The 21,799-nt window shown below is 39.7% G+C and carries 25 protein-coding genes; 22 read left to right on the plus strand and 3 right to left on the minus strand.

Translation table 11 applies throughout. The annotated features are described in order from the left end of the window. Positions 1-106 precede the first annotated feature (106 nt). From ON01_RS08155 to ON01_RS08165, 3 genes are read left to right on the plus strand one after another with little or no spacing between them, the layout of a single operon-like run. Positions 107-607, plus strand: a complete 501-nt coding sequence (locus ON01_RS08155) for an acylphosphatase (protein ID WP_138919755.1) — start codon at positions 107-109, stop codon at positions 605-607. 27 nt (positions 608-634) lie between these two features. Continuing rightward, positions 635-1,303, plus strand: coding sequence for an ATP-grasp domain-containing protein (locus ON01_RS08160; protein WP_010530541.1), 669 nt, complete (start codon positions 635-637; stop codon positions 1,301-1,303). A gap of 13 nt (positions 1,304-1,316) precedes the next feature. Continuing rightward, on the plus strand, positions 1,317-1,607 hold the full coding sequence (locus ON01_RS08165) for an ATP-grasp domain-containing protein (RefSeq protein WP_175284941.1): 291 nt from the start codon (positions 1,317-1,319) through the stop codon (positions 1,605-1,607). A 608-nt stretch (positions 1,608-2,215) separates the two neighbouring features. Here ON01_RS08165 and ON01_RS08170 read toward each other — a convergent pair. Then, entirely contained in the window at positions 2,216-3,418 is a 1,203-nt protein-coding gene (locus tag ON01_RS08170) for an IS110 family RNA-guided transposase (protein WP_010530543.1), read from the minus strand. A gap of 710 nt (positions 3,419-4,128) precedes the next feature. On the opposite strand from ON01_RS08170, the gene ON01_RS08180 reads away from it, so the two are divergent. Further along, positions 4,129-4,410, plus strand: coding sequence for a hypothetical protein (locus ON01_RS08180; protein ID WP_010530545.1), 282 nt, complete (start codon positions 4,129-4,131; stop codon positions 4,408-4,410). 206 nt (positions 4,411-4,616) lie between these two features. Further along, positions 4,617-5,255, plus strand: coding sequence for an HAD family hydrolase (locus ON01_RS08185; RefSeq protein WP_010530546.1), 639 nt, complete (start codon positions 4,617-4,619; stop codon positions 5,253-5,255). Positions 5,256-5,365: 110 nt separating this feature from the next. Here the strand turns inward: ON01_RS08185 and ON01_RS08190 are convergent, their stop codons facing one another. After that, the gene (locus ON01_RS08190) at positions 5,366-6,220 is read right to left on the minus strand and encodes a LysR family transcriptional regulator (RefSeq protein ID WP_010530547.1); all 855 of its coding nucleotides are present in this window, start codon (positions 6,218-6,220) and stop codon (positions 5,366-5,368) included. A gap of 168 nt (positions 6,221-6,388) precedes the next feature. Between ON01_RS08190 and ON01_RS08195 the strand changes: the two genes are divergently transcribed. From ON01_RS08195 to ON01_RS08225, 8 genes are all read left to right on the plus strand, one after another. Continuing rightward, the gene (locus tag ON01_RS08195) at positions 6,389-7,483 is read left to right on the plus strand and encodes an oxidoreductase (RefSeq protein ID WP_010530548.1); all 1,095 of its coding nucleotides are present in this window, start codon (positions 6,389-6,391) and stop codon (positions 7,481-7,483) included. A 57-nt stretch (positions 7,484-7,540) separates the two neighbouring features. Beyond that, positions 7,541-7,738, plus strand: a complete 198-nt coding sequence (locus tag ON01_RS19740; RefSeq protein WP_010530549.1) for a hypothetical protein — start codon at positions 7,541-7,543, stop codon at positions 7,736-7,738. Then, positions 7,695-7,979: a RidA family protein gene (locus tag ON01_RS19745; protein ID WP_217490460.1), complete on the plus strand. Its 285-nt coding sequence runs from the start codon at positions 7,695-7,697 to the stop codon at positions 7,977-7,979. The genes ON01_RS19740 and ON01_RS19745 overlap by 44 nt, the downstream gene beginning before the upstream one ends. A 446-nt stretch (positions 7,980-8,425) precedes the next feature. Then, positions 8,426-8,746: a PadR family transcriptional regulator gene (locus ON01_RS08205; protein WP_029329047.1), complete on the plus strand. Its 321-nt coding sequence runs from the start codon at positions 8,426-8,428 to the stop codon at positions 8,744-8,746. A gap of 4 nt (positions 8,747-8,750) precedes the next feature. Continuing rightward, positions 8,751-9,425: a DUF1129 family protein gene (locus tag ON01_RS08210; protein ID WP_010530552.1), complete on the plus strand. Its 675-nt coding sequence runs from the start codon at positions 8,751-8,753 to the stop codon at positions 9,423-9,425. Positions 9,426-9,940: 515 nt separating this feature from the next. After that, positions 9,941-10,225: a sigma factor gene (locus ON01_RS20215; RefSeq protein WP_010530553.1), complete on the plus strand. Its 285-nt coding sequence runs from the start codon at positions 9,941-9,943 to the stop codon at positions 10,223-10,225. Positions 10,226-10,408: 183 nt separating this feature from the next. After that, a complete protein-coding gene (locus tag ON01_RS08220) occupies positions 10,409-10,726 on the plus strand; it encodes a hypothetical protein (protein WP_010530554.1) in 318 nt (105 codons plus the stop codon). Positions 10,727-11,252: 526 nt separating this feature from the next. Continuing rightward, complete coding sequence (locus ON01_RS08225; RefSeq protein ID WP_010530555.1) at positions 11,253-11,456, plus strand: hypothetical protein; 204 nt, start codon at positions 11,253-11,255, stop codon at positions 11,454-11,456. Positions 11,457-11,612: 156 nt separating this feature from the next. Here the strand turns inward: ON01_RS08225 and ON01_RS08230 are convergent, their stop codons facing one another. Continuing rightward, entirely contained in the window at positions 11,613-12,815 is a 1,203-nt protein-coding gene (locus ON01_RS08230; RefSeq protein ID WP_010530556.1) for an IS110 family RNA-guided transposase, read from the minus strand. A 724-nt stretch (positions 12,816-13,539) separates the two neighbouring features. On the opposite strand from ON01_RS08230, the gene ON01_RS08235 reads away from it, so the two are divergent. The 9 genes from ON01_RS08235 to ON01_RS08270 all read left to right on the plus strand — a co-directional run bounded on the left by ON01_RS08235 (position 13,540) and on the right by ON01_RS08270 (position 21,651). Continuing rightward, complete coding sequence (locus ON01_RS08235; RefSeq protein ID WP_010530557.1) at positions 13,540-14,535, plus strand: iron-siderophore ABC transporter substrate-binding protein; 996 nt, start codon at positions 13,540-13,542, stop codon at positions 14,533-14,535. A gap of 5 nt (positions 14,536-14,540) precedes the next feature. Next, positions 14,541-15,611 (plus strand): FecCD family ABC transporter permease, encoded by a 1,071-nt coding sequence (locus tag ON01_RS08240; RefSeq protein ID WP_010530558.1) that lies wholly within the window; start codon positions 14,541-14,543, stop codon positions 15,609-15,611. Between the two features lie 39 nt (positions 15,612-15,650). Then, positions 15,651-16,697: a FecCD family ABC transporter permease gene (locus tag ON01_RS08245; protein WP_010530559.1), complete on the plus strand. Its 1,047-nt coding sequence runs from the start codon at positions 15,651-15,653 to the stop codon at positions 16,695-16,697. 86 nt (positions 16,698-16,783) lie between these two features. Then, positions 16,784-17,611, plus strand: coding sequence for an ABC transporter ATP-binding protein (locus ON01_RS08250; protein ID WP_010530560.1), 828 nt, complete (start codon positions 16,784-16,786; stop codon positions 17,609-17,611). 170 nt (positions 17,612-17,781) lie between these two features. Next, positions 17,782-18,495, plus strand: coding sequence for a hypothetical protein (locus ON01_RS08255; protein ID WP_010530561.1), 714 nt, complete (start codon positions 17,782-17,784; stop codon positions 18,493-18,495). Positions 18,496-18,658: 163 nt separating this feature from the next. Then, positions 18,659-18,955, plus strand: coding sequence for a CCDC90 family protein (locus tag ON01_RS08260; RefSeq protein ID WP_010530562.1), 297 nt, complete (start codon positions 18,659-18,661; stop codon positions 18,953-18,955). 298 nt (positions 18,956-19,253) lie between these two features. Further along, positions 19,254-19,430: a hypothetical protein gene (locus ON01_RS19885; protein WP_245544993.1), complete on the plus strand. Its 177-nt coding sequence runs from the start codon at positions 19,254-19,256 to the stop codon at positions 19,428-19,430. A 46-nt stretch (positions 19,431-19,476) separates the two neighbouring features. Further along, on the plus strand, positions 19,477-20,205 hold the full coding sequence (locus ON01_RS08265; protein ID WP_245544994.1) for an NADP-dependent oxidoreductase: 729 nt from the start codon (positions 19,477-19,479) through the stop codon (positions 20,203-20,205). Between the two features lie 543 nt (positions 20,206-20,748). Then, positions 20,749-21,651 carry a macrolide 2'-phosphotransferase gene (locus tag ON01_RS08270; RefSeq protein WP_029329051.1) on the plus strand — a complete coding sequence of 301 codons (903 nt, stop codon included), beginning with the start codon at positions 20,749-20,751 and terminating at the stop codon, positions 21,649-21,651. Positions 21,652-21,799: the final 148 nt, after the last annotated feature.

The raw sequence follows: 21,799 nt of genomic DNA on the forward strand, positions 1-21,799 counted from the left end.
CAATTTCTTGACATAGGTCCAGACCATACTTGTTGATGAAAAAGCGGACGAGGGAATTATATTAGAAGTAAATTCTAAAGCTGGCATAGGTACTCATCTCTTCCCAGTGGAAGGTAAGGCAAGAGACATACCACGTGCCATAATAGATTATTATTTTCCTGAAACAAAGTATAAAGGGGAAAATATGCAACCAAAATATTATTTTGATTATAAGTTTTTGAGAAAATTGTTAGCATCTGGAACTATGCAGGAAATTAAACTGCCTGATTATCCAAGTGGAGACCTGGAATCCACTAGGTATATAGTTAAGGGAAAACTTCAAAGTGTAAATTATGAACGGTGGGTGCAAAGAAAAGCACGTGGTTTAAGATTGAATGGCTATATAAAGCATCTTAAAAATGGTAATGTGTCCGTTGTGGTTTCCGGAAACAAAAATTCTATAAACGAATTTAGAAAAATTATTAATGAGGAATCTTCCAGAAATGCAAAAGTTGAGAAAGTCGTTGAAAAAACAAGGACATCTCCTGTTAAAATTGGGTTTGAAATAGTAAACACTAATGTAACTCAACTTTCGAAGGCTGAAACACCCTCAAACATAATGGTCTAACACATTTTAATGATGGGAGAGGAACGCATGTTGCATATTGAGGATAATACAGATGTTGGAAGAAAGCTTACTAGGGCGAACCGAATTTTGGTTGAAACAGCTGTAAGAAAAGGTGTAACAATTAAGAAGATACCGGGGAAAAGTAAAAGATTTAGAATGATCTATGGAAACGATAATTACTTGATAAAAAGAGGCTATATTTTTTCTTCATACAATAATAAACTAGCATTAAGATTATGCAAAAGAAAGAATGTAATCAGCAATTATTTAAGAACTAAAGATATACCTGTTCCCGCTAATGTAATTTTTAATAATGACGAAGTGGATAGAGCTTGGGATTGGGCAAAGTATTCACTACCAATTGTATTAAAACCTAACGATGGAAAATCCGGTAAAATGGTTTACGTTAATATTGATAATAAAGAAGAGTTCTATGATTTGTTTAATCGTATTGCTAATGAGCATGATAAAGTGTTAGTAGAAGAGTTTAAAAAGGGTACGGATTATAGAGTTGTAGTAGTTAAAAATAAAATTGTAACAGCTTTAAAGCGAATCCCAGCAAACGTCTTAGGAGATGGTAAAAGTTCTATTAAAGAGCTGGTAAACGAGAAAAACAAAAAGTGGCCCAGTATTAAAACCTATAAAATTCGACGCAGAATCAGAAAGAAACTTATCAAAAGTTGGGTACGATTTTGAATCAATACCAAAAGTGAATGAGCAAGTGTTTTTAAAGTCTCATGCAAATATTTCTGGTGGTGGAGATTCTTATGAGAGTACCCATGAAGTTTCCGAAAAGGTGAAAGAAATAATAGAAAATACAATTAAGTCAATACCAGGATTAAATGTTTGTGGAGTCGATGCATTAATTGACGGAGATAATGTGCATATCATTGAATTAAACGGTAGCCCCATGATCGATATACATTATAATACAAGCTGTGGTAATACTGTAGATGTTGCTGATGATATTATTAATGCAATGTTTTCAGAACTTCAATAATTTTTCATAATAGCATTCCAAGATAAGCATTATTATATTTAATATTGGAATCTTGTTTGCTATTGAGAGCATTTATATTAAACAAAATAAATTTAATACGCAATTGGGCGCCGCACGACAAGTTCTGTTATAAGCGTTCTAAATCGTGAAAAACAGAAGGTTATACAAAATTTATAATCTACAACCAAGGGTGGGAATGACGGAACCATCTTTCTCGAAGCCACCCCGTCAAACTCCTGCATGTGTCATGACTGACAGATTATGGGGGTTGAAGTGCAGGTAGATTCGGCAGAACGAAGACTGGAGCCACCCTTCAGAGAAGGTATACCAACGGATATGTCGCGCAGCTGATACCATTTTTATAGCCCCTAATTATGAAGTGAAATAAAACTACACAAACCATGATATAAATTCTAAGTGTCGAGGATTCAATCTAATGTATATTTACTTATTTATGGGAATCAAAGTTTTCAACAATACCAGCCAATAGCTGCCAACAATTAAAGGTAAAAAAGTTTAAAAAAACATGTTACACTAAAATTAGGCATACCAAATAGCCTTACCGTTGAATCGATAAGGTTTCAAAGCATTGGCAATTTAAATGCATCTTATGATTGATCTACAAAGGCTTCCTGACGTTTTAACATGGCATGGATCCAGTGAACAAGTTTGTTGGCACAGGCAATGACAGCGACCTTGTGTGGCTTGCCCTCGTTTCTTTTGCGATCATAAAAACCTATAAGTTTTTTGTTCCGATTTTTGGCCAGACCGCATTGCACAGCTGAATAAAGGGCTTGACGCAATCTTGATGACCCTCTTTTCGTGATGCGGTTGATGGATGCTTTATATTTGCCTGACTCAAAAACACTCGGGTCTAGCCCCGCATAGGCAGCTAGTTGTTTTGGGCGTTCAAACTGATCGATTCCCCCGACTTCGGAGATGATTGTTGCCCCAATCTTTTCTCCGATACCAGGAACCGATTGGACCAAGTCATAGTCTTCAAAGGTCTTAGCCAGGGCATCTATTTCTTTTTGTAATTGGGATAGGTGCTCCTGGTATTGAAAAAGCATCTGGATATACATTTGTATACTGACAACGTGACCATGACAAACAGGATGTTGAAAGGGATTACGATCCGCCGCGGCTTTCAGTTGGGCTGCTTTGTCCAGAAACCATGCGTAGGAACGCTTCGCTCCGAATTGATGCATCTCCATAGCCAACGTCTGTTGAGAGACTTCTTGAATAGCCGCAGAAGTCGGATAATGCAGTAAGGTGTTCAGGGACAATTTGCCACAAAGATCACTAAAAACGCTATGATATTCCGGGAAAGTATGATCCACAGCAGCCTGAAACTGAAGTTTGATTTCAACGTAGCTGTCCGTTAAAGCGCTGTGTTGTCTGGTTAATTGCCGCAGATTCAGGTATTGTTCGTTTTTCCTCTGAAACACTTCCAGATCTTCTTTGTAATACAACTCCCCCAGATGGAAGGCATCGATTTTGTCCGTTTTCACCTTACGCAGGCTTGTTTTTCGAGCCTCATAGGAAATGACCGGATTGATAACATAATAAGTTATAGCTTGATCTTCAAGAAATTGAAGCACAGGTTCATGATAGTGCCCGGTGGATTCAAAGATGACAGCCGGAGGTTGTCCGGAAACCTGTTCCACTTCCTGATAAAACTGATAAAAAGCGTGAAGTCCTTGTAGATGGTGTTCAAATTTAAAGCTTTTTTTATATGGTTTTTTCCTTTTTAAAAAAGCTTGGACCTGGCTTTCCCCTTTGGCGACATCCAGGCCGATGACAGGATTCATAGGTAATCACAACTCCTTTGATAGATTCGTCGGTGCGCCCCTCACATCCCTTGTAGTTTCATAGCTTCGCTTGTTATACGGGATCATGTCCCAACCAGCCTCAAACATGTTTCTACAAGGAAGGGGTGGACAGTATTGCGGACGGGATCGAGTCCCACGGGCGCCAGCGTCCTCCCCCGACTTCCTCAAGCATATGAAACCTATAAAAAATAGGTCAACCAGTTCAATGACCGGCTGACCATATAATACGAACGGGCGCCATTCCGGAATGATAATATAGCAGTTCTTGGTGTATAGGGCCAATTAATAATGGAGCAAAGGAGTTGGATTTTGATAAAGGAAAATGTTATCGAATTTTTGTTTAATGAGAACAAATATAGAGTCGAAAAGTTTGTGTTTATGATTTGGTTTTGGCTGGTAGTCTTATATTTAGCTACCGGCTATCGTGTTTCTCTAATATTTTTATTTGCGCTTGTGCTAATGTTTGTGTTGGTTTTGTCTATAATCAAAATAATGTGGTATAACAAGAAAAAGAATATCAAAACACGAGTTATAGATTGGATATGGATTGTTTTAATGGTTTTAGTATTAATCGCTTGTTTCTATGTTGGTTTATGATCTTAAGGAAACGGGTGCGAGCATGGAATAAGACTTGGCGTCCGTTATGTACGAAGGGCTATATAACGAAAGGGTTGAAAGGTGATGTAAGCTTGACAAGTAATAATGTTGTAAAACAAAAACGCCCCTGGTATTTAAGAAAAATTTGGGTGTATGTAATGATTCTATTGCTTTTCCCCATAGGTGCGATTAACGTTTTGTTGCATCGAAAATACTGGCAACTTGAGGAACGAAGAGAATATATAGGTATACTGGTTATTCTCGGCTACTTATGGATACTGAACTTTTTACCTGATCGTTTTTCGTGGCCGGGTATTTCTATAGGATTAGTAGTACTTTTAGTTCTTGGTGCATTGCAGTTGGTAAAAAAGTGATGCTTATTTACAAGCAGAATAATATCCTAAAAAGATACTGGATTGAACTTTAAAAAATGTGCCCTTTGTTAAATTATCGAGGCGCGCTTGCAAAATAGGACAGCACCCAGTTTGCCATTTTCAGGGCATTTAATGGAATAATGCATTAGACTAACAGTACAGACCTCTAAACCCTTGGATAAATTTTTGTTAAAGGATGTGTGGTTATGAAAGCAATCATTTTTGATTTTGATGGTACTCTTGCTGATACTTTGCCAATTTGCTTTTATGCATTTCAAACTGTATTCAAAGAATTTGACAATATTGATGTTACGACAGATGAAGTTAAGGCTATGTTTGGTCCATCTGAAACTGGAATTATTAGAGAAAATCTTACGGATCCTAACCATAATAAAGCAATAGAATTATATTATGAGGAATATAATGAACGACATCGTGAGCTTGTTCTTGATAATAAGGAAATAAACGATTTGCTATTGTCTTTAAAAGGTGAAGGTTATAAATTAGGGATAGTTACGGGAAAAGCAAAAAGAAGTTTATTTATTTCCTTAGAGCACCTTAATATGAACGACTTATTTGACATCATTATTACGGGTGATGACGTTAACAACCCGAAGCCCCATCCTGAGGGAGTCAATAAGGCATTGGAACAACTTGGCGTAAAAAACACTGAAACTGTTTTTTTGGGAGATAGTAACGCTGATATTTTAGCTGGCAAAAAAGCTAACGTTTTCACGGTAGGAGTGAATTGGTTACCAAATTACCAGACACCAGAGTTTAGTGTTAAACCAGATCAAATGAATAGTAGAGTAGATGAATTCAAACAGTCACTTACGAGTAAGTAAGTGACACGTAAAAAGAATAAGTTTTTAACTTTCGTTTATTCTTCAATCGGGCGCAAATCAGGAATAACTGAATTGCGCTATTTATAACCATATAGTGACATAGGAACTCGTTAGACCCAAGTTTCAGCATGGCTTCTTATCAAAGAAATCATACGATTCATAGACGGAGAAAGCCATTTATCTTTATGGTACGCAAGAAATGTAGAAATAGCTGGATGTTCAGGCGGTATTTCTTCTCCCTTTAGTTTATGGTTTTCTATTTCTGCTTTTACCGAAAAGTAAGGAACCATTGATATACCTAACCCACTGCTAACACACTCTTTGATCGCTTCGATGCTCTGAAACTCTAAACTACCCTTAACATCCATTTGCTTATGTCTTATATAATCCGTAAACACAGATTTATAACTGCATGTTCGCTCTGTATATAAGACTGTTCTCATATCCTCTTCTTCCTCTGGTGGGCGAATCAAAACCATTCTTTCTTTTTTCAGTTTTTCACAATGAAGCTCTGACAGAAGCCAATCATCCTTTTCTAATACCAACGCTAGATCGATGTCCCTGTTTTGAAGACTTGATGTAACATCATAATTATCGAGGGATTTGAGTGAAAGATTCACTTTGGGATAGTTCTCCTTATACTCCAGGAGGATAGAAGGAATCCGACATATCGTGAGTGATTCCGATATACCAATCGTAAGATCACCTGTAGGTTCATCATCCATGTGTAACGCTTGAGAATACAGTTCAATGATCTTTGCGGCATACGGAAGAAATTGTTGACCATAATGTGTCAAAACGACTTTTTTGCCTAATCGATCAAATAAAGGCTTTCCTACTTCTTCTTCCAAATCTTTAATATGTGTTGTAACGGAAGACTGGGCATAACCAAGGTGTTCAGCAGCTTGTTTAAATCCTCCTCTTTCAACAATCGTCTTAAGTGTAACAAGATGTCGAAGCTCCATATATACCTATCTCCTTTTCGGTTCAATTTTAATGAATGAATGGTTCAATTATATCTATTTTACTAAACTAGGAAGGTCCATTACAATTGAACAGAAAGTTATTAAATAAATCTTTCATGTTTGATTGAGAATATACCTATAAACGTTTTTAAAGAAGGGGATTTGATTATGGCAAACACAAAATCGTTATTTGAAACTGTTACGTTAGGCAAGACAACATTAGATCATCGGGTAGGGGTTTCCCCAATGACACGTATCAGTGCAACATCCGAAGGATTGGTAACCGACCAGATGGGATCGTACTACACATCTTTTGCTCGAGGCGGATTTGGGCTCATCATTACAGAGGGAAATTATATTGATGATAAATATAGCCAAACCTATTTTGATCAATCAGGTATCGTTTATGATAATCAAGTCCAAGCATGGAAGAAAACTGTAGACGCCGTCCATCAGGAGGGGGCGAAAATCTTTATGCAATTGCAACATTCCGGTGCCATTTCTCAAGGAAACCGTTTTGTCCAAGAAACCATCGCTCCTTCAGCTGTTCAACCAAAAGGGGAACAATTAGCCATGTATTTAGGAGAAGGGCCATTCCAAACCCCAAGAGAAGCGACAAGAGGTGAGATCCAAGAGGTCATAAACGGGTTTGTTCATGCTGCCAAGAACGCTAAATCAGCTGGGTTTGATGGAATTGAAATCCATGGGGCTAATGGTTATTTGCTTGATGGTTTTCTTACAGATTATACAAATCAGCGTACAGATGAATACGGCGGCTCTACGGGAAACCGGGTTCGTTTATTGGTAGAGGTGGCTAAAGCAATTCGGGAAGCAGTTGGGAAGGACTTTACTATTGGTATTCGGATTTCACAAGCGAAAGTCAATGATTACGCACACAAGTGGGCAGGGGGAGAACAAGATGCTGAAATTATCTTTGGTCAATTAGGACAAGCCGGACTTGACTATGTCCATGTTACGGAACACAAGGCATGGGAACCTGCATTCGATACAAGCGAAGCATCACTGGCCTCCCTTGCAAAAAAATACGGGAATATTCCCGTAATCGCCAACGGTCATTTAGAAAATCCAGATAAGGCGAGAGAAATGATAAAAAATGATGAAGCCGATGTGGTCACCTTAGGCAAAGGAGCTTTAGCTAACCATGACTGGGTTAACAAAGTGAAGAATGGGGAACCATTAGCAGCGTTTAAGCCAGAAGAAGTGTTAAGACCGAATGCGAAAATTAAAGAATTTGAAGTTTAAGCCTATTACGGGTACTTTAAAGCAATAAAGACTATGGTGGATCAGGAGGAAATGAAATTGACAAAGGGAGAAGAAGTGAACGATGTTTTCGCTAAGCGAATCGCAACAAATCCAGATCCGATGGAAAGATTCAATATCTCACAGGGCTTTCGTGTGGGGGATTTCCTCGTTGTTTCAGGTCAGACAGCCAATAATGAGCACGGGGAATTGATTGGGCCAAATAACTTTGGCACAGGCAAAGCAAGTGTTTCATAATCTTGACAAGGTCTTAAAAGCTGGAGAGGCTAGTCTTGATTCTGTCATTAAAGTGACCATCTATTTAACAGACATGAGTTATTTTCCTAGGATCGTTGACCTCAGGAAGCAATACTTTCCTGTACCTTATCCGGCAGATACCATTGTTGAAGTCAATGCATTGGCATCACCGGAGATGATGATTGAAATTGAGGCCATGGCATTGGTCAATGGGGAAAAGGTGGACATCAAACAGGATTAGGGATGACAAACAGATGCTTGGGATGCTATTAACTTTAAAACTTCTTGTGCCTCCTTACCTTTGGATGCATCGCTTTACATGACTATGCCGCAATACGAACAGGGCGCACTTGCGGAATAAAGGGCAATCCAAATTGCCATTGTAGGGCCATTAACGGGATAGCTCTAAACGTGGGTGAAGGGGTGATTTTTTGTGAATATGAAACCAGATGACAATTCTTCTTAAATTAACGGGCGCAAGAATTGAACAAAAATGGGCTGTTCTCGACAGTCCATTTTTTGATCCTTATCCCTTTAGTTATCAAAGGTTTTCCTCAGAATTTTTCATTCACTATCATGTATTGCAATATAGAAATGTCTTTGCTACACTATATTGTAATACAACATACATACTTCCATAAAAGAAATTATTTTAAGATAACATGTAATATAAAGTGGGTGAAAGATGTGTCCATGCGAAGTCAATTATTAAAAGGGATACTGGAAGGGTGCATGCTCTCTATTATTTCCCGCCAGACTGTCTATGGCTATGAGTTATCAATGATTCTTAGGGACCACGGTCTTTCCGTCAGTGAAGGATCCATTTATCCTGTATTGCTCCGGCTACAAAAAGAGAAATTGATCAAAGGAGAAATGAAAAAATCACCAAATGGACCAAATCGGAAGTATTATTTTTTGACCGATGAAGGTGCTGAGGCGCTAGAGGAGTTTAGATCGAATTGGGAAGGAGTCAAAACACCAGTAGATCGTATGTTAGGGGAGGATTAAATTGATGAAGGCGAAGGAATTAATTGAAGAAAATAACGAAAAACGTAAACAACTGACAAAAGAAAACTTGAAATACTATGAGGACATGCTCGTTTATATCCGCTTATCTTTCAGTAAGTCTGAACAGGAAACAGAAGAAATTTTATCGGAACTTCTGGATCATTTATTACTGGCGCAAAAAGAAGGAAGAACTGCCAAAGAGATTTTCGGAAATGCCCCTAAGCAATTGGCTAATAATATTATCGGCGAGCTACCAAGAATGGTGACAAAGGAGACAGTAGGTTTCTTTGCAATGATTATTTTGTATTTCCTGGCAGCTTCAGTGTTTTTCAGTGGTATTTCACATTTGATTATCTACTATGTATTCAACATCGGAGAGTTGGTTCGGGAGTTCCACGTTGGTTCAGCATCCATAAAGGCCATATTATCGATACCAATTGCCTTTTTGCTGCTCTGTGTTCTTATATATTATTTACGTTGGAGTTGTTTCAAAAAGAGGAATAAAATATTGGAGTTCATGATATTTTGGTTTTATAGCCTTCTTTCTTTGGGGATATTTGTGCTTCTGTTCTTTTTAATACCTGACTTCGGTCCTGTTGTAGCCATTCCGGCATATGTTTTTTTGCTTGTTGGAATCGTTCTTTATGTAGCTGCGCGGATAACGAGAGCGAAAGTGTAGGATTTGAAACTGTATATTGAGAGCTTTAGTTGTTTGGAAATTTGTATGTAGTGCAATTAAAGTATCAACGAGGAAGGTAGTTTGAAAGAACGTAAAAATACATCATAATTAAAAATGTGCATAACAAATAAGCCTACTAAAAAGTAAACTTGGTAAAAAATGTAAAATTTATAACATCGACCTACTTACTTGGGTTTCGATACTTGCGTTTTATAACACAACCCTCATAGATTTATAGTGGATAGAACAGACATTGACTGTTTGCCTCATAATAAACTGGAATTGTTTATACAAGGATTAGTTTACGTGCTCGATGGCACACTTATTTGTTCTTGAAATAGGCAAACGGCACATCTTAAAATGCGGGCAGTATTTAAACTGTCACCACTCACCTCCCCGTGCTCTGTAGTGTATCTGCCTATCCAACTATATTATAGCATTTTTACGGGGGAGGAGAGTTTCTTTCATTACATTTTTTTTGTGCCTTGAGCACAGCGAAAGGAATGATACTTAAGATGAAAGAAATAAATCATCGGGTAGTTCAAAGGATCAAAAAAGGGGACAATAAGGCATTTGGGATTGGGAAACTTATTGATTTCTATAAACATAACGTTTATCAAATTTGCTTCGCCGGTATAAATGATGGATGTATTGCAGAGTCCGTCGCAAAAGATATCTTTCTATACGTTTATTACAACATCGAAGATTATGATATGGATAAAAAGTTTTCATCATGGTTGTATCGTATCACCGTGAACAAAATGATGGATTGTCTAAATGAGAAAGATAAGGATTTTTAGCCTTTAAAAACTAAAGAAAATGCTAAAAAAATACACAACGAAACATTTGAATTCTTCCGCAATACGATCGGGCGCCATTCTGGAATAATGGATAGCGTCCAATTTGCCATTGTCGAGGCGTTTAACGTAATAAATTATGTTAAAATTGAATTAATAAAAAGGGGAAAAGGGGGAGGTCTCTAGTTGGGCTCAGATTTGGAAATTGTGCGTATTTTACTACCTGTTGTAATAGCGGGTGGGATTGCAGTATTTGTAGTTATGAGAATGAAACATAAATATAAGAAAGGTACCCTGGGTAAAAAAGAATCAAAAGGCGCTCAAAATTTGTTAGATAGTTTAATACCACTTGGAATGATGATTGGTTGTACTGTTGCTGTACTTCTTAGCATATTTTTCCCAATCTCCTTACTATCTACAATTGGCTTGGGAGCAGGAATAGGTTTATTATTTGGGTATTTTGCTTATGAAATTTATAGCAAAGAAGGAGAGAGTTACTCATAAATAGCTATCTTCCTGAAACGGACGCTAATCTTTAATAAAACTTTGCAGAAAGATCCAGGGGGTGACGTGGTGAACTGGCCAGTACTAAAGGATATAAAGTGGTTATCATTTCAATTAGCATCAATTTTGTCAGTGGTAACAGGAGTAATTTTAGCGATTGGCAGTAATAGCTACTGGGTGTCGCCGGTGCTCCCCTTACAAGCCCTTGTAGTGTCATAGCTTCGCTTGTTATGCGGGGTCGTGTCCCAACCAGCCTCAAACATGTTTCTACAAGGAAGGGGTGGACAGTATTACGGACGGGATCGATGTCCCACGGGCGCACACGTCCTACCCCGGCTTCCTCAAGCATAAAACCTATGAAAAATAGGTCAACCAGTTCAATGACCGGCTGACCATATAATACGAACGGGCGCCATTCCGGAATAATGGTCAACGCCCGCATTGGTGATAAGGGCATAAAGAAGAGATAGTTGCAGCTTATATTTAAAAAACTCATAACGAAAATTTCTAATAAGGAGAAGGCATTTTGAAGAAGAAGACCTACATTTACAACATTACATTGACTAACGGCGAATTGCTCAAAAACATACGGAGTAAGGGCGGGTCACTTCAACTCAGGTTTAATGGTATCGGAACAAATTTTGTCCCTGTGGAAGATGACGACGGAAGAACGGTCGTGCTCAGCAAATATCAGATTGTCAAAGCGGAATTGGTCAACATTGAAGAATAGGGCTGTTTTTTGCTTTTTACTGTTATACCAGCTAATAGTTGTCAACATTTAAAGGTAAAAAAATTCAATGAAACATGTTATACTAAAAGTGGGCATGCCAAATAACCTTACCGTTGCACCGATAAGGTTTCGGAATATTGTTAATTTAAATCATTTTTAAGGTTGATCTACAAAGACTTCTTGATGTTTTAACATGGCATGGATCCAGTGAACGAGTTTATTGGCACAGGCAATCACAGCGACCTTGTGCGGCTTGCCCTCGTTTCTTTTGCGATCATAAAAGGCTATAAGTTTCTTGTTTCGTTTTTTGGCCAGGCCGCACTGTACAGCCGTATAAAGAGCCTGACGTAACCTTGATGAACCTCTTTTCGTGATGCAATTGATGGAGGCTTTAAACTTGCCTGATTCAAAAACGCTGGGATCAATACCTGCATAAGCAACAAGCTTTTTTGGATGATTGAACTGGTCGATGTTCCCCGTCTCGGAAGTAATTGTGGCGGCAATTTTACTCCCAATACCGGGGATCGACCGGATCAATTCATATTCTTCAAATGTTTTAGCCAGGGCATCTATCTCTTCTTCCAGCTTGGATAGATGCTCTTGGTATTGAAAAAGCATCTGGATATACAGCCGCAAGCTGATAAACTGCCCCTGACAGACAGGAGATTTAAAGGGATTACGTTCTGCGGCACCCTTTAATTGAGATGCTTTATGCAAAAACCATTCATGGGAACGCCTTGCCCCAAATTGACGCATTTCCTTGGCCAAAGCCTCTTGAGAAACATTTTGAATATCCGAAGCAGTCGGATACTGCAGTAAAGTGTTCAACGAGAGACTGCCATAAAGGTCACTAAAAACACCATGATATTCCGGGAAAATCTGATCCAAAGCAGCCTGAAACTGAAGCTTGATTTCAACATAGCTATCCGTCAAAGCGCTGTGCTGCCTGGTTAATTGACGCAGATTCAAAAACTGCTCTGTTTTCTTTTGAAAGACTTCCAGATCTTCTTTGTAGTAAAGCTCACCCAGATGGAATGCATCGATTTTGTCTGTTTTCACCTTGCGCAGGCTCGTTTTTCTAGCCTCATAAGAAACAACTGGATTGATCAAATAATACGTTATGCCATGTCCCTCAAGAAATTGGAGTACAGGCTCATGATAATGCCCGGTGGATTCAAAGATGACAGCCGGAGGTTGTCCGGAAACCTGTTCCACTTCCTGATAAAACTGATAAAAAGCATGAAGCCCTTGTAAATCATGTTTAAATTTAAAGCTTTGCTTATAAGCCTCTTTCCTTTGTAAAAAAGCTTGGACCTGGCTTTCTCCTTTTGCGATATCCAGGCCTATAACAGGGTCCATATGTGATCACAACTCCTTTAATAGATTCGCCGGTACGCCCCTATATCACTTGTAGTTTCATAGCTTCGCTTGTTATACGGGATCCATGTCCCAACCAGCCTCAAACATGTTTCTACAAGTAGGGGGTGAACAGTATAACGGACGGGATCGGTGTCCCACGGGCGCTTACGTTCTACCCCAGCTACTTCAAGCATAAATCCTATTAAAAATAGGTCAACCAGAAATGACTGGCTGACCTTATAATACGATCGGGCGCTTAAATGGAACAATTAAAAAGCCTCATTCCTCAATTAAATGTTGGGAAATGGGGCTTTTAATATTTTGAATTCCTTAACGCTGTAAATCCGTATTTTACAGAACCAGTCTCGTTAGTGGCAGCTGCCCTCCAGCTTATTGATATACGTTTTTCATCCTGGGTTCCCGAACACTCGTAACGAGGTAGATGGATAACCTGATGGTGGCAGGCATTTGACCTTCTGCTAACTCGTTATGTGTGTTACGCATAACGAATGAAAAATAAGCGAGAATTGGAACAAAGCCCAACATATCAAGGTTTTTCTTGCTTCCTCGTTATGTGCGGGAATCCAGGTTTCGTGAAAACCAGTGTTTGAAAACAATTCTCAATTAACTGTTGCAATACGAAAGGATAAAGTGTAGACTACTTATTGAGAATAATTATCAATTTCATTTATAGGGGTATACATAATAGGGGGATACATATAAAATGAACAGATATAGTCGTTTTTCTAAGATATGTACAGTAGCAATGGCAACAGCAGTGATAATTGGGTTAATGGGTTGTTCATCAGATAAAAATGAAAACACAGATGAAACGGCCTCTGATAGTTCCAATGTCACCGTTGATACTAAATTTGGGGAAGTGGAAGTCCCGGAACAACCAGAACGAGTTGTTGCGCTTGGTTGGGGAGATGCTGAAACGGCTTTGGCCCTTGGGGTGGAACCGATCGGTGCAAGTGACTGGCTTGATTTCGGGGGTAACGGTGTAGGTCCGTGGTTAGAAGGTGCGTATGAAGAATCACCTACAATTATTGGAACAATGGAGCCTGATTATGAAAAAATCGCAGCACTTAACCCGGATCTCATTCTCGATGTCAAATCCTCTGGTGATGAACAACGCTATGAAAGACTTTCCGATATTGCGCCAACAATTGGTGTGCCAGAAGGTGGGGATAATTATTTGACTTCCATGGAGCAGCAAGTTCGAATGATTGCAAAAGTGCTTCATAAAGAAGAAAAAGGTGAAAAACTTCTGGATAAAGTAGATGCTTCGTTTGAAAAAGCTGCTAAGGAAAATCCGGAGTTTGATGGTAAGACCATTACTGTTGGTGCTTATACCTCTGAAGGATTCGGTGCGTATGTAGAAGGGGATTCCCGTATTGATTTTGCCACCCGACTTGGATTTGAAACCAAGGATGAGATTGAAGAACTGGCTGATGGAAATTTTAGTGTCAGCCTTGCCGATGAACAACTACAACTTTTAAATGCTGATCTTACCGTTGTTTTTCCAATTGGGGTCGATAAAAGTGAGATAACCAGCAACGAACTATTTCAACAAATCCCCTCTGTGGAAGATGGAAGATCAATCGTGCTTGATCAAGAATTATCGGATGCGTTCTCAACAGGAACGGTTCCTTCTACACTGTGGGCTATCGACAATGTAACGCCTAAGTTTGCCGAAGTATTGAAAGATGAGGGGTGACCCCGGTGGCGGCGTCAAAGCAGCCAAGTAGTGAAGCAACTCAAGTAATCAATAAAAAAACAAAAACGATCAGATTTGTACGATGGCAACTTTTTTTAGGTCTGATCGTTGCATTTTTGCTTTTGGCAATTGTGGTTTGCCTGAGTCTAATGATTGGGACTAAACAACTTTCGCCGATAACCGTTTGGGAAGCTCTGTTTTCACCAGGTGACAGTTTTAACCATACGATCATTCAAGAGGAGCGTCTTCCGCGCACATTGCTTGCGCTGGCAGTTGGCCCTGCCTTCGGGCTCGCGGGAGCATTAATCCAAGCATTGACAAGAAATCCATTGGCGGACCCAGGTATTCTTGGCGTGAATGCCGGCGCCTCGTTTGCCGTCGCTATGGGTATTGGCATATTTTCTGTCACGTCAATGTCCAGCTACATTTGGTTTGCATTTGCTGGTGCCTTAGCCGCGACAATCGCAGTGTACGTCATTAGCGGGGGGGCCGGAAAAAAATCACCAACACCTGTACAAATCACACTCTCAGGTGTGGCTCTGGGAGCTGTATTGAGCGGGATAACAACTGCATTAACGATGATGAACAGCCAAGCTTTCTCAAACATGTTAAATTGGAGAGTTGGTACGTTAGCTGAGAGAAGTCTCGATGATCTTTGGCTCGTCTTACCTTTTCTTATCATTGGTATATTGTTAACCTTAGCAATAGCTCATGCACTCAATGCCATTGCATTTGGCGATGACCGTGCTTCTTCTTTAGGCGTGCATGTTGGAATGATTCGTACGATCGGTCTGATCGCCATTACGCTTTTGGCTGGCGGTGCGACGGCAATAGCAGGACCTATTGGTTTTATTGGCTTAATGGTTCCTCACTGTGTACGGTGGTTTGTGGGTCCGGATCAGTCTTGGATCTTTCTGTATTCATTGGTGGTAGCGCCTTTATTGCTCATTTTTTCTGATATTATTGGAAGAATTATCATGTTTCCTGCTGAGGTACCAGTGGGCATCATCACTGGTTTTGTAGGTGGACCAATTCTATTGATTCTTGTAAGAAGAAGAAAAGCGAGTGGTTTGTGATGCATAAGGAAAACTGCAGCAGAAAAAGGAGTCATGATGATGCGTCACATTGATTTTGGCCGACGTTACGTGCGACTTAAAGGACCATTAAAATGGCGAATTGATATACGGAGTATTGTTGTTTCGCTAATCCTCCTTTTTACAACGATAATAGTTGCGATGTTTGCATTAATGATGGGTTCAATGGAATTTAGCCTACAAGAGATTTTTGCTGCGTTAGGAGGACAAGCAACAGGGGCGGCGAAAACAATCGTGGTTGAATGGCGTTTACCTCGTGTGATAGCAGCAATTATCTTTGGGGCTGGACTTGCTGTAAGTGGTGCGATTTTTCAATCAATCACACGAAATCCCCTGGGTTCGCCTGACATCATTGGTTTTAGTTCCGGGTCCTATACAGGTGCATTGCTCGTACTTCTAGGGTCTGGATCGGCATCGTACTTAGGTGTAGCAGGTGGGGCTTTAGCAGGCGGATTTGTAACTGCGATTCTCATTTATGTGCTGGCATTTCGCAATGGAACTCAGGGTTTTCGACTTATCATTGTCGGAATTGCTATTTCGACCATTTTGGGAAGCGTGAACTCCATGCTGCTTATTCAAAATGAATCAGAGGTTGCTTTAACCGCGGCTGCCTGGGGGGTCGGATCGCTAAACGGAGTAGGCTGGAAACATGTTCTCCCTGCCATAATATTTGTTATTTTTCTACTTTTTTGTGCATGGATAATGAACAGACCTTTGCGAGAGATGGAATTAGGCAATGATGCAGCAAATTCTCACGGTGTCCGGATCAAACGTTCTCAGCTTCTATTAATCTTTTTAGCTGTTTCCTTGACTGCGGCGCCAACCGCCGTCATGGGGCCAGTTAGCTTTGTTGCACTTTCGGCGCCTCAAATTGTGCATCGGTTTACCAAATCAGCGAATAGCCTTATACCATCAGCTGCAATGGGAGCTGTTCTTTTGTTGGGAGCCGATGTCTTGGCGCAAAGAATCGTCCCGGAAACGATTCTTCCCGTTGGTGTCGTAACCCTATCGTTAGGTGGAATCTATCTTTTATGGCTATTGTTCCATCAGGCACGTTCAACGCCTTGATCAATAGATATAGAACCAGCATTGTAACCATCCTTTTCCATCGACGTTCCCTATAAGCGATATTCGAATTGAAAGAGGTTGATTTGATGATAACGACAACAGCAGACGTTCAAAGTCAAGCGTCGATTTCGCAATCTGATTCACAGCTTTGGACAGAAGATATTACAATCCAATACGGTGATCACATAATATCTCGAAATCTATCGGTAAAGATTCCTCATAAGTCTTTTACTGTGATTGTAGGACCAAATGCATGTGGAAAATCTACTTTGCTGCGTGCCTTATCTAATCTAATTAAGCCAACCGCAGGACATGTATTATTAGATGGGAAAAACATATCGACATATAAGTCTAAGGAAGTGGCACGCCAACTTGGTCTTTTGCCACAATCATCCACGGCTCCGGATGGGATTACTGTAGCAAATTTGGTTGCACATGGACGTTATCCGTATCAGAATCTTGTAAGGCAATGGACGGATAAAGATGAAGAGGCTGTATTGTCTGCCATGCAGGTTACTAACACGACTGAGCTTTCAGAACGCTTCGTGGATGAGCCTTCAGGCGGTCAGAGACAAAGGGTTTGGATTGCAATGGTGCTTGCGCAACAAACACCTCTGATGCTTCTCGACGAACCTACCACATTCCTTGATATTGTCCATCAAATTGAATTGCTTGAGTTATTTAAAGGTCTGAATCAACAAGGAAATACATTGATTGCTGTGCTCCACGATTTAAATCATGCCGCGAGATATGCAAACCATATGATTGCCATGAAGGATGGTCAAATCGTTGCTCAAGGGGATCCTCGTGAGATTGTTACGGAACAACTGGTAGAAGAAGTTTTCGGTTTAAAGTGCACGATTATAGAAGATCCGATTGCCCATACACCGCATATTATTCCATTGGGAAGGTAATAACTGCCATCATCAAAAGAGTAAATTTGTTCTTTTATCGGGCGCTATTCACAAAGAAGGAATGGTGCTAATATGGCATATAAGGACCTTTTTCTAAACTGTTAGCAAATTTAAGTCACATAAATTATTTGAAATAATCTAACCATTTAATGGAATAAGGAGAATATATAATGCAAATATACTGGACTAAAATAAATAAGATTATTGAAGAAACGCCTGAAGTTAAAACGTATCTGCTCGACTGTCCGGAAGACTTTACATGGGAAGAAGGTTCCCACACCCACTTCGCACTGGAAGGTTTTAATGCCGGAGATAAACCAAACCGTAGCCTGATTCGCCACATGTCAATTTCTACCTTACCGCATGAAAATTCAATTGGTATCACAACACGCATCAGAGAGCGGTGCTCTGAGTTTAAAACGATCTTAAGAAATCTTGAGGTCGGAGATGAAGTTGCAATATTTAAAACCCATTCGAATGTACCGCTTAAAAGAGAAGACAAAAATGTTTACCTGCTGTCATCAGGTGTCGGCCTAGCAACTTTTAGACCGCTTGTACTTGATTATTTCCAACGTGCTGACAACGTCAATCAAATTCATTCCCTGAACATCGATTCATCAAAAGAGTTCTTATTCACTAATATTTTTGAATTTGAATCCGCACCTGACAAGAAGTTCACGTCACGTTTCGTCGATAACCGTAAAGATTACTATAAAGAAGTGAAACTTCTTGCTGCAGACAAGGATGGACTCTTCTATGTTGTCGGCAGCGACGAATTTCTCGTGCAGAACATTAACGCCCTGCGTGAGCAGGGCATCAAGCCGGAACAGATTATGCTCGACAAGCATGAACAAGAACTGCCCGAGTTTTTATCATTTAATTAGTCAATTTAAGCGAGACAAAATATTTTCTCGGTAAATACCAATAGATGTTTTACGGGTGCTTTTCTCTAATAAGGAATAGTTCCAATATTGCATCATAGGGCCATTTCGTGGTATAGACCCTTTCAGCGTTTATGAACAACGTTATATTGGAGGTGAAAAATTAATGGAAATATGGATACCTGTCATAGTAGCTTTAATTAGTTCAGTTACCTCATATTTTTTGGCAACATATAAAGGCAAAACAGAACTTAGAAATTTAAAGAAGCAGCAAGAAGCCAATTTAAAAAAGATGGAGGAACAACGAAAAGCTGATTTAGAAAAAATGGAGAAGCAGCATGCCCAGGAAATAGAAAGAATTAAAACTGAAATACAGAGTAAATCGGAACTGTATGAAAATCAAGCTCAAACCGGTGCTATCAAAAATATTATGGAGGATCCATTGAGCGCTAATCAGGAATAAATGTTAGCGCCAATGTTTCATTTGTTGTAATTATGTCACTTTCCCCATTTTTGGTGGAGTTAAGCGGCAAGGAAGAATATATAAACTTTTTTAAAACATAGGCGTTCTAAAAAATTATTCCATAAAAGGGCGCACTTCTTGAATAAGTACGTCCTTCCTAAATTGGTCCGTATTACGGAATAACAGCACATACTGAAATTCCTTTTTTGCTTGAAAGTGCTAGATGTGACAAGTTTTTGTTAAGGTTAATGTGTATAATAAGACATGTAGTATATCAAATAAAGGAGGTTCAAACAACGTGCATGCTGCAGTACTTGAAAAATTTGGTGGTCCTCATGAGCTTGTGTTGAAAGATATATCGGTACCCGACATCGGTCCAAGTGATGTGCTAATTCGGGTTGATTATGCAGGGGTAGGAGAATGGGATATCTTTGAACGAGAAGGCGGATACGCGGAAATGCTTGGTATTGATTGAGTCAAAGTTTCCCTATGTATTAGGATCCGAGGGTGCTGGTTCTGTTGTGGCTCTTGGAGAAAAGGTTAGTAGTTTCAAAGTCGGTGATAAAGTATACGCTCCAGGCTTTCTTAACCCAAAAGGCGGATTTTATGCAGAATACGTTGCTTTAGATTCTAAGTATGTATTTTGCATTCCAGATAATTTAACTCTCTCTGAAGCCGGTGTTATATCTGGAGTAGGTCTAACTGCATTGCGTGGACTTGAGGATATTTTGGAACTTGAACAAGATGAGACTATTATGATATTCGGGGCTAGTGGAGGAATAGGGCACCTGTCGGTACAGCTGGCTAAGAATATGGGAGCACGGGTTTTTGCAATAGCTTCAGGTGATGACGGTGTCACCATGGTTAAGAATCTTGGGGTTGATGATGTAGTAAACGGACGAAAAGATGATATTTTATCAGCAGCTAGTACATTTGCACCTAATGGATTTGATGCTGCATTGCTTACCGCTGGTGGTGAATTTGCACAAAAATCCATTCGGAATATTCGATCTAATGGGCGTATTGCTTATCCTAATGGGATATTTCCGGAGCCGGAGGTTGCATCTGGGATAAGATCAATTGGCTATAACGGTGACCCTGATCATGAGGTTATGTGTAGGCTCAACAAGTACATTAAATTATGGAATTTAACAGCCCATATTGATCAAACATTTTTATTAAAAGATGCCCGAGACGCACATCTTGCCCTCAATAATCATTATTTAGGGAAACTTTGTCTTAATATTTAAGTTGAACGATATCAGCCAGTTTCTACAATACCAGGTGGTCAACCAGTCACTGACCGGCTGATCATATAATACGAAACAATCGGGCGCAAGAATGGAATATGAGTCGGCAGCTTCTTTTTGAATCGGGCCATAGTCCTGATTCATGAATACAAGTATCCGAAAAGTGAATGCATATGATAAAAGGGAGCACTTTGCAAATACTCAAAGACGCTGTTCAGATGTCTCGGAAATATTTAGTCACTGTAATACCTCTTTGGTTACGTGCATAGAAGAATGGGGAATCCAAAATATCTCCTTCCTCGATCCCTATATCATTGGATTCCTCTTCTTGTTAACAGATTGGAACTAATGCCGACGTGACTCGATAACAAGATAAAATTCGATCCTATATAATCGGACGCAAAAGCGGAATAAAGGACAGCGCCTAAAAGCGCTTTATTAGGACATATAGTGGAATAAATACCGTTCGAAAATTAAATATAGCCGTTGACCTAGACATTCTAATTGGAAAAAACGTTTGAAAATAACCGGAGGTTGATTCTCATAAATAAACAGGAGATAAAAAAATTCGCAAAAGATCAAGGATTAGATGTTGTTGAAGGAACGATGAAAATCAACGATTCAGGACTCGACTTCCAAGTAGCTCATGTCGAAGACAAAGAAGGATTGAAATGGATTTTACGCATTCCACGTAGACAAGATTCCATGGCAAAGGCAAATCAAGAGAAACATGTGTTAGATGTAGTGAATCATTATACGCGCATTCAAGCTCCTGACTGGCGTATTTTCACAAATGAGTTGATCGCATACAAGCAGCTAGATGGCGTACCTGCTGGTACAACTGATCCTGAGATCCAAAATTATGTCTGGAGCTTTGATATTGAAAATAGCCCAGCTGCTTATCATCAATCCCTAGGCCGCATATTAGCTGATCTGCATCAAGTTCCGATCGGCCATTTAAAAGGTTCTGGCATTGCAATCTACAATGCTTCCGAAGCAAGAGAAACCATGAAATCCAGAATGCAAAAGGTCAAAGATGCCTTTGGTGTTCATCAGGATCTTTGGGACCGGTGGCAAGCATGGCTTTCTAACGATGTCCTTTGGCCGAACCACACGGGATTAAGCCATGGTGATGTGCATCCCGGACATATTATCATCAATCAAGAATGTGAAGTAACGGGCCTTATTGATTGGACGGAAGTGGCTGTAACTGATATATCACGTGATTTTACTGCCCACTATTTACTCTTTGGGGAGGACGGTTTAGAGGAATTAGTGTCTGCCTACGAGAATGCGGGCGGTAAAACCTGGTCACACATGAAAGAACACATTATTGAATTACAAGCCACACATGCCATTGATGTTGCTGAATTTGCCCAGTCATCTGGATTAATAGAGATGAAAGACATGGCGAAACAAATGCTTGGGGTAAGTGATAATCAATAAACATTTGGATCAGTAGCTTACCTCAATGAACAAGGGGTAAGCTTATTATATTCTCATTGAACTATGTCGCAATAGAATCGGGCGCTAAACCGGAATGGAGGATAGCGCCCAATTTGCCATTGTAGGGCCATTTTGCGGGATAAGATTG

Origin of the sequence: Lentibacillus jeotgali (assembly GCF_000224785.1) — a bacterium.
Classification (GTDB): Bacteria; Bacillota; Bacilli; order Bacillales; family Amphibacillaceae; genus Lentibacillus; species Lentibacillus jeotgali.

Bases quoted from the DNA above. Each gene is read 5' to 3' on its own strand.
- ON01_RS08160 (WP_010530541.1), top strand. From the start codon at position 635: ATGTTGCATATTGAGGATAATACAGATGTTGGAAGAAAGCTTACTAGG.
- ON01_RS08185 (WP_010530546.1), top strand. From the start codon at position 4,617: ATGAAAGCAATCATTTTTGATTTTGATGGTACTCTTGCTGATACTTTG.
- ON01_RS08195 (WP_010530548.1), top strand. From the start codon at position 6,389: ATGGCAAACACAAAATCGTTATTTGAAACTGTTACGTTAGGCAAGACA.
- ON01_RS08260 (WP_010530562.1), top strand. From the start codon at position 18,659: ATGGAAATATGGATACCTGTCATAGTAGCTTTAATTAGTTCAGTTACC.
- ON01_RS08190 (WP_010530547.1), bottom strand. From the start codon at position 6,220: ATGGAGCTTCGACATCTTGTTACACTTAAGACGATTGTTGAAAGAGGA.
- ON01_RS08255 (WP_010530561.1), top strand. From the start codon at position 17,782: ATGCAAATATACTGGACTAAAATAAATAAGATTATTGAAGAAACGCCT.
- ON01_RS08250 (WP_010530560.1), top strand. From the start codon at position 16,784: ATGATAACGACAACAGCAGACGTTCAAAGTCAAGCGTCGATTTCGCAA.
- ON01_RS08170 (WP_010530543.1), bottom strand. From the start codon at position 3,418: ATGAATCCTGTCATCGGCCTGGATGTCGCCAAAGGGGAAAGCCAGGTC.
- ON01_RS08210 (WP_010530552.1), top strand. From the start codon at position 8,751: ATGAAGGCGAAGGAATTAATTGAAGAAAATAACGAAAAACGTAAACAA.
- ON01_RS08230 (WP_010530556.1), bottom strand. From the start codon at position 12,815: ATGGACCCTGTTATAGGCCTGGATATCGCAAAAGGAGAAAGCCAGGTC.
- ON01_RS08235 (WP_010530557.1), top strand. From the start codon at position 13,540: ATGAACAGATATAGTCGTTTTTCTAAGATATGTACAGTAGCAATGGCA.
- ON01_RS20215 (WP_010530553.1), top strand. From the start codon at position 9,941: ATGAAAGAAATAAATCATCGGGTAGTTCAAAGGATCAAAAAAGGGGAC.
- ON01_RS08245 (WP_010530559.1), top strand. From the start codon at position 15,651: ATGCGTCACATTGATTTTGGCCGACGTTACGTGCGACTTAAAGGACCA.